Raw genomic sequence first — 13,068 nt, 5'->3', positions numbered from 1 at the left:
TTGCATGACGGCCGTTGATTTGCCCGCTATACCCCGAGTGTTGATTGCCGAGGCCGATCCCTGGTCGCGGGATCTGCTCAAGCAAGTGCTGCTGAATGTGCGCTGTGATGCGCGCCTGGATCTGTGCGCCGATGGCCACGACGCGCTGACGCGACTGGCGGAAAACGTTTACGACCTGGTGATTGTCGACTGGGAACTGCCCGGCGTGGATGGCTTGAATGTCTTGCGCAGCGTTCGTCAACGCAAACGCAATCCGCCGCTGCCTTTCATCCTGATGAGCAACCGTAATGATGGTGCCAGCGTGCGCGAAGCCTTGCCGTATGCGCCCACCGCGTACCTGGCCAAACCGTTGAACATGGAGAGCCTGACCCAGCGTCTGCAAGGTTTGCTGCTCAATGCTGGAGAAGAAGTGTTCTGCGATGTACCGGCTTTGGCGCCGGGCATGACGTTATCGGTGTTTCTCGAGCGTCGACGTGAGCAGGCCGACGGCGCGCCGCTGATGACGGATGTACAGCTGGCGGTCGAACGCAGCCTCAACCCCAGTGGCCTCGATCTGATGCGGCTGGAAGATGAAATCCGTACCGATCCGCAGATTACCGCCGTCCTGATCGCCGCCGCCAACAGCGCCGCCCAGCACCATGGCGTCGCCGTACAAACCCTGTCCCAGGCGTTGCAGCGACTGGGCACCGGGCAGAGCATGAACCTGATTCTGGGGTTGGCGCTCAAGCGCAGTGCCCGGCTTAGCGATCCGTTGTTGGCGGACTATGCCGAGCGTTATTGGGAACTGTCGCTGCACACCGCCGAATACGCCCGAACACTGGCGCGTTTGCTGGACCTGGATCAGGACCGGTGCTATTGCGCCGGGATGTTGCATCGCCTGGGTGATCTGGCGCTGCTTCGCTGTCTGCAGGAATGGAAGCAGGCCGGCGGTGAGCTGGATGAATGGGAGGAGGTGGGTGATGCCCTCGCCGAATTCGGCGCAGCGTACGGTTCCGCGCTGCGCACCCGCTGGCGCTTGCCTCTGGAACTGCGAGAGCTGATTGCGGCGGTGTACCAGCTCGGTGGCGGGGTTTATTCCCGCGAGGCGCTGGTGATGAACATGGCGGCGCAGATGGCACGTCTGGGCGAGCATGAGGGCATTGAGGGGCTGGCCAAGAGCCGGACGGCGCGGTTGCTGAAGATCGGGTTGCCGGAATTGATGCGGCTGCGCAAAAAACAAGCCGATCGCTTGTAGAAGCGGGCTTGTGTGGCGAGGGAGCTTGCTCCCGCTGGACTGCGCAGCAGTCCTGTTTTTTAGGGCCGCTTCGCGAGCCAGCGGGAGCAAGCTCCCTCGCCACACAAGCCCGCTCCACAGGGGGATTGGTGTTAGGGCTGTCAGCCAGAGATGATCCGGTTCTTGCCCTGGCGCTTCGCTTCATACATCGCCGCGTCCGCCCGGGCAAACAGGCTCTCGATGCTTTCATCCTCGGCGGTCAGGCTGGTCAAGCCCTGGCTGACGGTGATGCCGAACGTCTGCTGATCATGGCTGAAGGTCAATCGCTGAATCTCCCGTTGCAGACGCTCGGCCACTTGCATGGCCATGTCTGGCGCGCAGCCGGGAAACACTGCGGCGAATTCCTCACCGCCGATTCGTCCGAACACATCACCGCGACGCAACGCCTCGCGACCGGTCTCGGCGATGTGTTGCAGTACGTTGTCGCCTTCCGGGTGGCCGTAGGTGTCGTTGATCACCTTGAAGTCATCGATGTCCAGCAGCAGAAACGCCAGCGGTGCGCCCTGTTGGCGAGCCAGTTCGAATTCGCGGTGGGCACAGTCGAAGAAATGCCGGCGATTGCTGCTCTTGGTCAAAACGTCGGTAGTGGCCAGGCGATGCAGCTCGCTTTCCATCTGTTTCTTGTCGGTGATGTCTTCGGCAATGCCGACGATGATCACTGGCTGGCCCGGTTCGGCCTGACGGTTGATGAAGCACTTGTCACTGAGCCAGCGCACTTGGCCATCGGCGGCGATGATGCGGTACTCGCGGTCTTCGACAGCGCCTTTTTCCAGCACTTCGGCGAGGCTGCGCTCGGCGTACTCCAGATCGTCGGGGTAGATGCTGTCGCGCCACTGGTTGGAGTCGGACAGTAACAGACCTGCGGAACGACCGAAGATCCGCTCATAGGCAGGGCTGACGTAGAGCACCTGGCGGGTTTCCCAGTTGAATGCCCAAAGCACCGCGTTGACGCTTACCAGCAGGGAACTGAATAGCTGTTCGCGTTCGCTCAGGCGTGCGACTTCGCCTTGGGCGTGCATCAGCGCCATCAGGGTTTGTGCGGCCTCGGGCCACTGGGGTAGGGATGAGTCTTGGAGGTTCTTGGTGACCATCGACACAAATCTCAAAGGGCGTGCCGCGTATTGGACAGCGGTCGCAACAAAGCCCGCCGTAGTGGCGAAGTGTCTTTGAGATAGGGGATTTGGAGCTTAGTTCCCGCCCTGGGTGGCGAGGGGGCCTGCTCCCGCCGGGCGGTATTGGCGACGCGTTTTTTTGGTTAAAACGCGTCGTCAGGTTTTGCGTCTGCTGCGCAGCCGAGCGGGAGCAAGCTCCCTCGCCACAGAAAGCCCCTCAGCAGGGTCAGACAGCGGCAGGGCGCAGGGAGTAGGTTTTCAACTGATCGGCAAAGTCACGCAGGGATTGAATCCCGCTGGCTTCGGCTTCGTGTACCCAATCCTTGATGGCGGCCAGCATGTCGTGACCATTTGAGCTGGTCTTGACCCAGATCTGCTGCAAGGCCAGTCGTTTCTCGTAAATTACCTTCAGCGCCTGGCTGTGCTCGAGCATGGTCTGGATGCGTACGTGGTGCTTGTCATCGAGCAGGCTGGTTTCCCGGGAGAGCAGGCGTTTGGCCCGATGGAACTGGTGACGGACCGAGTGATCGACCTTTTCCAGTTCCTGTTTGACCAGCGGTGCGATCACCAGTTTGCGGTACTGGGCCATGATCTGGAAGCGGTTGTTGAGGATGGCCATGGCGGTGTCCATGTCCAGGCTGCCTTTGCCTTCGACCCGGTGGGCAATCGGTGCAACCCGCTGAACCTTGGCCAGACGCAGGAAGCTGAAGACCTGGATCCAGGCCCAGCCGAGGTCGAACTCCCACTTCTTCACCGACAGTTTTGCCGAGTTAGGGTAGGTGTGATGGTTGTTATGCAGTTCTTCGCCACCGATCAGGATGCCCCAGGGCACCAGGTTGGTCGCCGCATCGCGGCATTCGAAGTTGCGGTAGCCGATGGCATGGCCCAGGCCATTGACCACGCCGGCGGCCCAGATTGGGATCCACATCATCTGGATGGCCCAGATGGTGATACCGATGGTGCCGAACAGCAGCAGGTCGATGACGCCCATGATTGCAACGCCCAGCAGCGGGAAACGGCTGTAGAGGTTGCGTTCGATCCAGTCTTCGGGGCAGTTCTTGCCGTAGATGCGCAGGGTCTCGGGGTTTTCCGCTTCGGCGCGGTACAGCTCGGCACCTTTGCGCAGAACGGTGGACAAGCCCTTGATGACCGGGCTGTGCGGGTCATCGACGGTTTCGCATTTGGCGTGATGCTTGCGGTGGATGGCGGTCCACTCGCGGGTGTTCTGCGCCGTGGTCAGCCACAGCCAGAAGCGGAAGAAATGTTTCAGGCCAGCATTGAGCTCAAGGGAGCGATGGGCTGAATAACGATGCAGATAGACCGTGACGCCGATAATCGTGACGTGGGTCATCAGCAGGGTGACTGCCACCAGTGACCAGGGCGACAAGCCGAGAAAACCTTCGTACCACATAGGCTATAGGGCCCTCGAAAAAGAAAAAAACAGCCGTTGCATTATCACTAAGCCCACAGATAAAACCAGTCGCCCTTTCAGATAAGAGTGGCCGGATGTTTCTTTAACCTATAATTCGAATCCTTTTTGTAGGGACATGGACGGCCGAATGTCTGCCACCTATCGCGACGCTTTGCGTGCAGCGCTGCTTTACCTGTTGCTATCCGTAGTCTGGCTGCAGTTCAGTGGTCATTTATTGAACAGCTTCTTCGATAGCTCCGACGAGCTACTGCGGTGGCAACTGATCAACGGTTACGCTTGGGTCTTACTCAGCACCGGGTTGATTTTTATCGCTCGAGCGCGATTGCTCCGTTGCCTGGGCTTCGGCGCCACCTTGCGTGAGCGCCATGAAGATCGTGAGCGTTTGCGTCAGGCCGCCGCCGTATTCGATTGCACCCGCGAAGGCGTGCTGGTCACCAATAGCAAGGGGGTGATCGTCCACGTAAACCGGGCGTTCATGGAAATCACCGGTTATTCGGATGAAGAAGTCCTGGGCCACCAACCCAGCCTGTTCAAGTCAGGCCGTCACCCGGCGGCTTTCTACCAGGCGATGTTCGCGACACTGAACAGTTGCGGTGAATGGAGCGGCGAAATCTGGAACCGCCGCAAGAGCGGCGAAATCTACCCGCAATGGCAGACGATCCGCCTGATTCACGACGACCAGGGCCAGCTCAGTCATTACGTCGCCGTGTTTTCCGATATCAGCGCGATCAAGAACTCCGAACATGAACTCAAGCATCTGGCTCATCACGACCCGTTGACGGACTTGCCTAACCGGATGCTGTTCACTGACCGTACCGAGCAGGCACTGACGTCGGCGCAACTGCACAAGCGTGGCTGTGCGTTGCTGATGATCGATCTGGATCATTTCAAGATGATCAACGACAGCCTTGGACACACGGTCGGCGACCAGTTGCTCAAGGCCGTGGCCGAGCGATTGCAGGCCTTGCTTGGCCCGGAGATCACGTTGGCGCGACTGGGGGGGGATGAGTTCGCAGTGCTCGCCGAAAGCTGTCCGCAGTTGATGCAGGCCGCTGCGCTGGCGCAGCGGATCATCGATGGTCTCAAAGAGCCGTTCCTGATTGGCGAGCATCAACTGTTCATCAATACCAGCATCGGTATCAGCCTGTTCCCCGGCGATGCCTTGAGCGCTGAACAGCTATTGCGTAACGCCGACTCGGCGCTGTTCAAGGCCAAAAGCGCCGGTCGCGATGGCTACGCCCTTTATACCGAGGAGCTGACAGCCCATGCCCAGAATAGGGTCGAGACTGCTGTAGAGCTGCGCCAGGCGCTGGAACGGCAGGAGTTGCGCGTTTATTACCAGCCGGTTCACGACTTCAGGACCCGTCGCCTGGTTGGCGTCGAGGCGCTGGTGCGCTGGGAGCATCCGAAGCGCGGACTGGTGTCGCCGGCTGAATTCATTCCCATCGCCGAACGCACCGGGTTGATCGCAGAAATCGATACCTGGGTGATGCGCCAGGCTTGTCAGCAAATGTGTTTGTGGCAGCAGGCAGGTGTGGCGTTGTCGTTTGTCGCAGTGAACGTCTCGTCTCGATTGTTCGCTCGTCGTGAGCTCTTTCAGCAAGTGGCGAAGGTGCTGCACGAAACCGGGCTGGATCCGGCGTATCTGGAACTGGAAGTCACTGAGAGCGCGGTGATGGAAGACCCGGAAGTGGCGCTGGAGCAGATGCATCGACTGCGCGAGCTGGGTGTGCGGCTGGCCATCGATGATTTCGGTACAGGCTATTCGTCGCTGCTGCGGCTCAAGCGTCTGCCGGTGCAGAAGCTCAAGATCGATCAGGGTTTTGTCGCCGGTTTGCCGTGGGATGAGGATGACGTGGCGATCGTGCGAGTGATCATCGCGCTGGCGCAAAGCATGGGGATGCAGGTGCATGCCGAAGGCATCGAGCAGGTCGAGCAGGCGAGTTTCCTTCTTGAACAGAGTTGCGATCTGGGGCAAGGCTACTGGTTTGGACGGCCGGTGCCGGCCGAGCAGTTGGACTGGATGCACTCACCAATTATCAGCTAAGTACGCGGCCTGCTTTTTGTGGCGAGGGAACTTGTCCCCGTTGGGTCGCGCAGCGGCCCATTTTTTTTGCGTCTGCTGCGCAGCCGAACGGGGACAAGTCCCCTCGCCACAAGGATTTTGCCGGGTTCGAAAAATCGTAGTTCCGCACAAACCCTCGCACTGACGGTTTGCTTTTCTGGTTATATAAACATTCTTAAATAGTCTTTTTAAGAATATCTGCACCTATCTACTATTGGTCTCACGCCGCAAGCAGTGCCGGACATTGCCAGGCGACCTCTCAGTCGAAGGAGCAGCACCATGAGCGCATCCCTGCGTAGCGTTGACGGTCAAGACGAAGCCACCATCTTGCGCGAGATCCAGAGCGCCCTGCGCGATCTGCGGTTCGGCGCCGTGGAAATCACCGTGCACAACGCTCAGGTGGTCCAGATCGAACGCAAGGAAAAATTCCGTTTGCAGAACCCGAGCAGCAAACCGAGCTGAACAACCGGCAACCCGATTCCCGCAACCATAAAAAAAGCCAACACACCCCGAATTCCAGGAGCTTTCACCATGTCGTCGATTCGTCATTTCGCTTTGGCCGCCCTGGCCAGTGCCCTTTTTGCGGGTTCCGCGGTTGCCAAGGATTACGAGCTGCTCAATGTGTCTTACGACCCGACGCGTGAGCTGTATCAGGATTACAACGCAGAGTTCGTGAAGTTCTGGCAGAAGGATCACGCCGGTGACACTGTGAAAATCCAGCAGTCCCACGGTGGTTCGGGCAAGCAGGGCCGTGCGGTGATCGACGGCCTGCGCGCCGACGTGGTAACCCTGGCCCTGGCCGGTGACATCGATGAAATCGCCAAGCTCGGCAAGACCCTGCCGGCGGACTGGCAGAAGCGTTTGCCGGAAGCGAGCACGCCGTACACCTCGACCATCGTGTTCCTGGTGCGCAAGGGCAACCCTAAAGGCATCAAGGACTGGGGCGACCTGGTCAAGAACGACGTGTCGGTCATCACCCCGAACCCGAAAACCTCCGGCGGCGCTCGCTGGAATTTCCTCGCTGCCTGGGCCTATGGCCTGAAAGCCAGCGGCGGCGACGAGGCCAAAGCCAAGGAATACGTACAAACCCTGTTCAAGCACGTGCCAGTGCTGGACACCGGTGCTCGCGGTTCGACCATCACCTTCGTCAACAACGGTCAGGGTGACGTGTTGCTGGCCTGGGAAAACGAAGCCTTCCTGGCCCTGAAAGAAGACGGTGGCGCCGACAAGTTCGAAATCGTCGTGCCTTCGCTGTCGATCCTTGCCGAGCCGCCAGTCGCCGTCGTCGACAAGAATGCCGAGAAGAAAGGCAACGAACAGATCGCCGAAGCGTACCTCAAGCACCTGTACAGCCCGGCCGGTCAGGAAATCGCGGCGAAAAACTTCTATCGTCCACGTGACAAGGATGTCGCCGCTAAGTATGCCCAGCAGTTCCCGAAACTGGAGCTGGTGACCATCGACAAGGACTTCGGCGGCTGGAAAACCGCGCAGCCGAAATTCTTCAATGACGGTGGCGTGTTCGACCAGATCTACCAGGCGCAGTAATCTGCTGTAGGTCATAAACGAGCCCCGATTTGACCGTCGGGGTTTTGCGCGTTCTCAACCAAGGACTTTTATGTCGCGTCGTATCTCCCCCGTCATACCCGGCTTCGGGCTGACGCTGGGCTACACCTTGGTGTACCTCAGCCTGATTGTGCTCATTCCACTGGCGGCGATGTTCGTGCATGCCGCCCAACTCACCTGGGATCAGTTCTGGGCAATCATCTCGGCGCCCCGCGTGTGGGCGGCGTTGAAGCTGAGCTTCGGCACCGCGCTCTTTGCCGCGATCATCAACGGCATCATCGGCACGCTGCTGGCCTGGGTGCTGGTGCGCTACACCTTCCCCGGTCGCAAGATCATCGATGCGATGATCGATCTGCCCTTCGCATTGCCCACGGCCGTGGCCGGTATCGCGCTGACCGCGTTGTACGCCCCGACCGGGCTGGTGGGTCAGTTCGCGGCGGACCTTGGCTTCAAGATCGCGTATACCCCCCTCGGCATCACGCTGGCGCTGACTTTTGTAACCCTTCCATTCGTAGTACGTACGGTACAGCCAGTACTGGCCGATATCCCCCGTGAAGTGGAAGAGGCGGCGGCGTGCCTTGGTGCAAAACCGTTGCAGGTTTTCCGTCATATCCTGGTGCCCGCGCTGCTGCCCGCCTGGTTGACCGGTTTCGCATTGGCCTTTGCCCGCGGGGTCGGCGAGTACGGCTCGGTGATATTCATCGCCGGCAACATGCCGATGAAAACCGAGATCCTGCCGCTGCTGATCATGGTCAAGCTCGACCAGTACGATTACACCGGCGCTACCTCCATTGGTGTACTGATGCTGGTGGTTTCCTTCGTCCTGTTGCTGCTGATCAATTTGCTGCAACGCCGCATCGAAACCCCATAAGGAGGCGCGAACCATGTCCCAATCGTCTATTGCGGCCGCCTCTTCGGCCAACGCTGCCCGCCGTGGCAGTGCCACGTCGCGGCGAATCCTGATCGGCCTGTGCTGGCTGGTCTTCATCCTGTTTTTGGTGTTGCCGCTGTTTATCGTCGTGTCCCAAGGGCTGAAGAACGGCTTGGGCGCGTTCTTCACCGCGATCTTCGAACCGGACGCCTTGTCCGCATTGAAGCTCACGGTGATCGCCGTGCTGATTTCGGTGCCGCTGAACCTGGTGTTCGGTGTCAGCGCCGCGTGGTGCGTGAGCAAGTACTCGTTCCGTGGCAAGAGCATGCTGGTGACCCTGATCGACTTGCCGTTCTCGGTGTCGCCGGTCATCGCCGGTCTGGTCTACGTGCTGATGTTCGGCGCGCAGGGTTTTTTCGGCCCGTGGCTGCAGGATCACGACATTCAGATCGTCTTCGCCTTGCCGGGCATCGTGCTGGCGACGATTTTCGTCACCGTGCCCTTCGTGGCCCGCGAGCTGATCCCGCTGATGCAGGAACAAGGCACTCAGGAAGAAGAGGCCGCGCGCCTTCTCGGCGCCAATGGCTGGCAGATGTTCTGGCACGTCACCGTTCCCAATATCAAATGGGGCCTGATCTACGGCGTGGTGCTGTGCACGGCGCGGGCGATGGGTGAATTCGGGGCGGTGTCGGTGGTTTCCGGGCACATTCGCGGGGTGACCAACACCTTGCCGCTGCACGTCGAGATCCTCTACAACGAATACAACCACGTGGCCGCGTTCGCCGTGGCGAGCCTGTTGCTGATCCTGGCGCTCTTCATCCTGCTGGCCAAGCAGTGGAGCGAAAACCGTATTAACCGCCTGCGCGCCAGCGCCGCGGAGGAATAATTCATGTCGATCGAAGTGCGTAACGTCAGCAAGAATTTCAATGCGTTCAAGGCGCTCAATGACATCAGCCTGGACATTCAAAGCGGCGAACTCGTGGCGCTGCTTGGCCCGTCGGGTTGCGGCAAGACCACGCTGCTGCGGATCATCGCCGGTCTGGAAACCCCGGATCAGGGCAGCATCGTGTTCCACGGTGAGGACGTTTCCGGCCACGATGTGCGTGATCGCAACGTCGGTTTCGTGTTCCAGCACTACGCGTTGTTCCGCCACATGACGGTGTTCGACAACGTCGCGTTCGGCCTGCGCATGAAACCGAAAAACCAGCGTCCGACGGAAAGCCAGATCGCGGTGAAAGTCCATGAGTTGCTGAACATGGTGCAACTGGATTGGCTGTCGGATCGCTACCCGGAACAACTCTCCGGTGGTCAACGTCAGCGTATCGCGCTGGCTCGTGCCTTGGCGGTAGAGCCGAAAGTCCTGCTGCTCGACGAACCCTTCGGCGCACTCGACGCCAAGGTGCGTAAAGAACTGCGCCGCTGGCTCGCGCGCTTGCACGAGGACATCAACCTGACCTCGGTGTTCGTGACCCACGACCAGGAAGAAGCGATGGAAGTCGCCGACCGCATCGTGGTGATGAACAAAGGCGTGATCGAGCAGATCGGCTCACCGGGCGACGTCTACGAGAACCCGGCCAGCGATTTCGTTTATCACTTCCTCGGTGATTCCAACCGTCTGCATCTGGGCGAAGACAACCACGTGCTGTTCCGTCCGCACGAAGTGTCGCTGTCGCGGCATGAGCTGGATGATCACCACGCTGCCGAGGTGCGCGATATCCGTCCGCTGGGCGCGACGACCCGGGTGACGTTGAAGGTCGAAGGCCAGAGCGAACTGATCGAAGCGGAAGTGGTGAAGGATCACGACAGCCTGATCGGCTTGGCGAAGGGCGAAACCTTGTTCTTCAAACCGAAGGTCTGGCAGAAAGTCGCCAACATCTAAAGCAAAAGCTTCGCGAGCAAGCCCGCTCCACATTTAGTTGATGTCGTACACATAATTTGTGCTCGACGCAGACTTAATGTGGGAGCGGGGTTGCTCGCGAAAGCGATCTACGCAGCAGCGCGATTCGGATTTATCCGCACACCCCCAACCCGCGCCTCGATCTGCTCTTTCAGATCCCGTCGCATCCCCAACAAAAACGCCAGCTCAACCACCACAAACAACGGCCCGACAATCAGTCCCGTCACATCATCGACAAACGCCGGTTTGCGTCCTTCGTAATGATGCCCGACAAACTGAATCGCCCAGCCGATCACGAACATCCCGACACCGCTCGCCAGCCACACCAGCGTGCTTTGCTGTGCCAGCACCTGACCTGCCCAAATGCATAGACTGAGCAACACCGTCATCAACGCGCCAAGACGCACTTCCAGGCGCAGGTAGAACCAGGCCGACGCCAGCGCCACCAGCACCGCCGGTGAAAGCCAGCCTCCGGCCCATTGTGGACGGGAGAGCAACACCGCCACGGCCACGACAATCAGCGGAATACCGATAAAGTGGCTGGCGATATTGCGCGGGTCACGGTGGTAAGCGGCGTATTGACTGAGATGGTCAACGAGGCTTTTCATTGTTATTCCTCCTGTAGGGTGATTGATCATGCCCCGGGTTCACCTCTCGCTCTGTCAGCCAGGCGACAATCTCCAGGAGTTTTGATGGACATGCAGGTTTGGCGTTCGCGCCTGATGACGGGGCAATGGTTCAGCCATTTACCTGCTCCCTTACAGGATAGTCTGCTGGCTGCGGCCAAGGTGCGGCGCCTGTCATCGGGGCAGCGGCTGTTCCAGCGCGGTGATCCGCCGTGTGGCCTGTACGCCGTGCTCGAAGGTGCGGTGCGCATCGGCGCGGTGAGCGAGCAAGGCAAGGAGGCACTGCTGAGCCTGGTGGAGTCGCCGCACTGGTTCGGTGAAATCTGTCTGTTCGACGGTCAGCCGCGCACCCACGATGCGTTTGGTCTGGGTCAGTGCATCCTGTTGCACATCCCGCAAACGGCGCTGCTGGCCATGCTGGATGAGCAACCGGTGTACTGGCGGCAACTGGCATTGCTGATGAGCCAGAAACTGCGCCTGACCTTCATCAACCTCGAACAGCTGAGTCTGATGCCGGCGCCTGCACGGTTGGCGCATCGTTTGCTGATGATCGCCAAGGGTTACGGCGAAATCGACCCGCCACGACGGGTGTTGCAACTGCCGCAGGAACAACTGGCTTCAATGTTGTCGCTGTCACGCCAGACCACCAATCAGCTCCTCAAGGAGTTACAAGGCCAGGGGATTCTGAATTTGAAGTACGGCGAGATCGAAATTCTGGATGCCGAGCGGTTGCGGGCGTTGGCGATTTTTTGAAACACGGCGTTATTGGTGGGCTTTGTCCGCGAACGCGCCTAGCCTGTGACGACGACAATCGAGGTGTGCCATGCGTGTGCTGTTAGTGGAAGACGAACCGGAGACCGCCAAACTCCTGGCCAACGGCCTGAGCGAGGCGAGTTACTCGGTGGATGTGGCGCTCAACGGCATGGAAGGCCGCCGCTTCATCGAGTCCGGCGAATACACGTTGATCATCCTCGACGTCATGTTGCCGGGGCTCAACGGCTGGCAGTTGCTGCAACAGATCCGCAAGCTCGGTGAGACGCCGGTGCTGTTCCTCACCACCAAGGATGGCATCGAGGATCGCTTGCGCGGGTTGGAGCTGCATGAGGACGATTATTTGCTCAAGCCGTTTACGGTGAGCGAGCTGGTGGCGCGGGTGCGCAAGTTGTTAAGGCGGAATCGGGGGCGTTAGGGATTACTGCGGTGTCTGGACCTGTCACCGCAACCCATCCCGAAACTGCCCCGGCGTCATCCCCGTCCAGCGCTTGAACGCGCGGCTGAAGCTGCTGGTATCGGCAAACCCCAATAAATAACTGATCTCGCTCAACGAGCATTGCGGGTCGCGCAGGTGCAGCAGCGCGAGGTTTTCGCGGCTCTCATTGAGCAGCGTATCGAACCGGCAACCCTCATCCGCGAGATGCCGTTGCAGGCTGCGCAAACTCAGGTGCAGGGCCTGGGCGATGTGCTCGGCACTGGGCTCGCCTTCCGGCAATTGCTCTTCAATGGCGTCGCGAACCTTGCGTTCCCAGGTCAGGGGTTTGAGTTGCGCCAGCGTGCGTTTGAGCACGGTTTCATTGTGTTCCGCCAGTTCCGGATTGGCGTCGTCCAGGTGACTGTCGAAATCCACCAGGGAAAACTCCAGCCGGTCTTCGCTGGCCGAAAAGTACACTGGAGCGCGAAAGACCTTGTGCCATTGATGCGCGTCGGCCGGTTCCGGGCGGCGCAGGTACACCGCCAGCGGCGCGTAGTCGCGGCCGAGGCGATTGCGGCAGGTACGCACGTAAATGGCGGCGAAGGCGTCGATGGCTTCGAACGCCGGCGCCGGGTTGCCTGGCGGGATTTTCAGGCGAAAGCGATAGCGATCTTCGGTGCGGCTCAATTCAAGCTCTAACGCATCGCTGACCACCTGGTGATAACGCACGATGCGCTCGAACACTTCCCGCAAACTGCCGCTGGCCACCAGGGCATAACCGAGCGCGTGAAACGTGGTCGGGCTGACGAACCGCGAGACGCGCAAGCCGATCGCCGGATCGCCACTGACCTGCACGGCGATTTCCCACAGGCGCGTGGTGCCGGACAACGGGTAACGGGCGTTCGGGTCGTCCATCAATTGCGGGTCGAGCCCCGCCTGGCGACACAGGGCGGTGCTGTCGAGGCCCAGCGCATCGAGTTGCTTGCGCAGGGCGCGGGTCCAGCTGGCGAGGGAGGTCGGTTCAGTCATGCTGATTGGCG

Annotated in this window: 13 protein-coding genes; 9 read left to right on the top strand and 4 right to left on the bottom strand. The window is 59.9% G+C overall.

The features are described 5' to 3' along the window. Window positions 1–4 precede the first annotated feature (4 nt). Window positions 5–1,234 (top strand): HDOD domain-containing protein, encoded by a 1,230-nt coding sequence (locus ACM6I5_RS05425; RefSeq protein ID WP_414879197.1) that lies wholly within the window; start codon window positions 5–7, stop codon window positions 1,232–1,234. Between the two features lie 140 nt (window positions 1,235–1,374). Here the strand turns inward: ACM6I5_RS05425 and ACM6I5_RS05420 are convergent, their stop codons facing one another. Beyond that, window positions 1,375–2,364: a GGDEF domain-containing protein gene (locus ACM6I5_RS05420; protein ID WP_017335865.1), complete on the bottom strand. Its 990-nt coding sequence runs from the start codon at window positions 2,362–2,364 to the stop codon at window positions 1,375–1,377. A 247-nt stretch (window positions 2,365–2,611) separates the two neighbouring features. After that, window positions 2,612–3,796, bottom strand: coding sequence for a delta-9 fatty acid desaturase DesA (gene desA, locus ACM6I5_RS05415; protein WP_017335866.1), 1,185 nt, complete (start codon window positions 3,794–3,796; stop codon window positions 2,612–2,614). Window positions 3,797–3,944: 148 nt separating this feature from the next. Between desA and dibA the strand changes: the two genes are divergently transcribed. The 6 genes from dibA (at window position 3,945) to ACM6I5_RS05385 (ending at window position 10,195) form a co-directional block, all read left to right on the top strand. Next, window positions 3,945–5,864 carry a phosphodiesterase DibA gene (dibA, locus tag ACM6I5_RS05410; protein WP_414883329.1) on the top strand — a complete coding sequence of 640 codons (1,920 nt, stop codon included), beginning with the start codon at window positions 3,945–3,947 and terminating at the stop codon, window positions 5,862–5,864. A 297-nt stretch (window positions 5,865–6,161) separates the two neighbouring features. Beyond that, window positions 6,162–6,344 carry a sulfur starvation response protein OscA gene (gene oscA, locus ACM6I5_RS05405; RefSeq protein WP_150633166.1) on the top strand — a complete coding sequence of 61 codons (183 nt, stop codon included), beginning with the start codon at window positions 6,162–6,164 and terminating at the stop codon, window positions 6,342–6,344. Window positions 6,345–6,413: 69 nt separating this feature from the next. Further along, the gene (locus ACM6I5_RS05400; protein ID WP_414883328.1) at window positions 6,414–7,427 is read left to right on the top strand and encodes a sulfate ABC transporter substrate-binding protein; all 1,014 of its coding nucleotides are present in this window, start codon (window positions 6,414–6,416) and stop codon (window positions 7,425–7,427) included. Window positions 7,428–7,497: 70 nt separating this feature from the next. Next, the gene (gene cysT / locus ACM6I5_RS05395) at window positions 7,498–8,316 is read left to right on the top strand and encodes a sulfate ABC transporter permease subunit CysT (RefSeq protein WP_017335869.1); all 819 of its coding nucleotides are present in this window, start codon (window positions 7,498–7,500) and stop codon (window positions 8,314–8,316) included. Between the two features lie 13 nt (window positions 8,317–8,329). After that, on the top strand, window positions 8,330–9,202 hold the full coding sequence (gene cysW, locus ACM6I5_RS05390) for a sulfate ABC transporter permease subunit CysW (RefSeq protein ID WP_017335870.1): 873 nt from the start codon (window positions 8,330–8,332) through the stop codon (window positions 9,200–9,202). Between the two features lie 3 nt (window positions 9,203–9,205). Further along, window positions 9,206–10,195 carry a sulfate/molybdate ABC transporter ATP-binding protein gene (locus ACM6I5_RS05385; RefSeq protein WP_017335871.1) on the top strand — a complete coding sequence of 330 codons (990 nt, stop codon included), beginning with the start codon at window positions 9,206–9,208 and terminating at the stop codon, window positions 10,193–10,195. Window positions 10,196–10,302: 107 nt separating this feature from the next. Here the strand turns inward: ACM6I5_RS05385 and ACM6I5_RS05380 are convergent, their stop codons facing one another. After that, window positions 10,303–10,821 (bottom strand): DUF962 domain-containing protein, encoded by a 519-nt coding sequence (locus ACM6I5_RS05380; protein WP_017335872.1) that lies wholly within the window; start codon window positions 10,819–10,821, stop codon window positions 10,303–10,305. Window positions 10,822–10,905: 84 nt separating this feature from the next. Between ACM6I5_RS05380 and ACM6I5_RS05375 the strand changes: the two genes are divergently transcribed. Continuing rightward, window positions 10,906–11,592: a Crp/Fnr family transcriptional regulator gene (locus ACM6I5_RS05375; protein WP_017335873.1), complete on the top strand. Its 687-nt coding sequence runs from the start codon at window positions 10,906–10,908 to the stop codon at window positions 11,590–11,592. Between the two features lie 70 nt (window positions 11,593–11,662). Beyond that, the gene (locus tag ACM6I5_RS05370; protein WP_414883327.1) at window positions 11,663–12,028 is read left to right on the top strand and encodes a response regulator; all 366 of its coding nucleotides are present in this window, start codon (window positions 11,663–11,665) and stop codon (window positions 12,026–12,028) included. 24 nt (window positions 12,029–12,052) lie between these two features. Here the strand turns inward: ACM6I5_RS05370 and ACM6I5_RS05365 are convergent, their stop codons facing one another. Then, complete coding sequence (locus tag ACM6I5_RS05365) at window positions 12,053–13,057, bottom strand: AraC family transcriptional regulator (protein ID WP_414883326.1); 1,005 nt, start codon at window positions 13,055–13,057, stop codon at window positions 12,053–12,055. Between the last annotated feature and the right edge of the window lie 11 nt (window positions 13,058–13,068).

Source organism: Pseudomonas sp. IT-P171, from assembly GCF_949767765.1.
In the GTDB taxonomy this organism is placed as follows: domain Bacteria; phylum Pseudomonadota; class Gammaproteobacteria; order Pseudomonadales; family Pseudomonadaceae; genus Aquipseudomonas; species Aquipseudomonas fluorescens_B.
This window is presented reverse-complemented; position numbering and strand designations above follow the sequence as displayed.

What these genes read in the sequence shown, in the direction of transcription:
- ACM6I5_RS05425 (WP_414879197.1), top strand. Translation starts at nt 5, where the DNA reads ATGACGGCCGTTGATTTGCCCGCTATACCCCGAGTGTTGATTGCCGAG.
- ACM6I5_RS05420 (WP_017335865.1), bottom strand. Translation starts at nt 2,364, where the DNA reads ATGGTCACCAAGAACCTCCAAGACTCATCCCTACCCCAGTGGCCCGAG.
- desA (WP_017335866.1), bottom strand. Translation starts at nt 3,796, where the DNA reads ATGTGGTACGAAGGTTTTCTCGGCTTGTCGCCCTGGTCACTGGTGGCA.
- dibA (WP_414883329.1), top strand. Translation starts at nt 3,945, where the DNA reads ATGTCTGCCACCTATCGCGACGCTTTGCGTGCAGCGCTGCTTTACCTG.
- oscA (WP_150633166.1), top strand. Translation starts at nt 6,162, where the DNA reads ATGAGCGCATCCCTGCGTAGCGTTGACGGTCAAGACGAAGCCACCATC.
- ACM6I5_RS05400 (WP_414883328.1), top strand. Translation starts at nt 6,414, where the DNA reads ATGTCGTCGATTCGTCATTTCGCTTTGGCCGCCCTGGCCAGTGCCCTT.
- cysT (WP_017335869.1), top strand. Translation starts at nt 7,498, where the DNA reads ATGTCGCGTCGTATCTCCCCCGTCATACCCGGCTTCGGGCTGACGCTG.
- cysW (WP_017335870.1), top strand. Translation starts at nt 8,330, where the DNA reads ATGTCCCAATCGTCTATTGCGGCCGCCTCTTCGGCCAACGCTGCCCGC.
- ACM6I5_RS05385 (WP_017335871.1), top strand. Translation starts at nt 9,206, where the DNA reads ATGTCGATCGAAGTGCGTAACGTCAGCAAGAATTTCAATGCGTTCAAG.
- ACM6I5_RS05380 (WP_017335872.1), bottom strand. Translation starts at nt 10,821, where the DNA reads ATGAAAAGCCTCGTTGACCATCTCAGTCAATACGCCGCTTACCACCGT.
- ACM6I5_RS05375 (WP_017335873.1), top strand. Translation starts at nt 10,906, where the DNA reads ATGGACATGCAGGTTTGGCGTTCGCGCCTGATGACGGGGCAATGGTTC.
- ACM6I5_RS05370 (WP_414883327.1), top strand. Translation starts at nt 11,663, where the DNA reads ATGCGTGTGCTGTTAGTGGAAGACGAACCGGAGACCGCCAAACTCCTG.
- ACM6I5_RS05365 (WP_414883326.1), bottom strand. Translation starts at nt 13,057, where the DNA reads ATGACTGAACCGACCTCCCTCGCCAGCTGGACCCGCGCCCTGCGCAAG.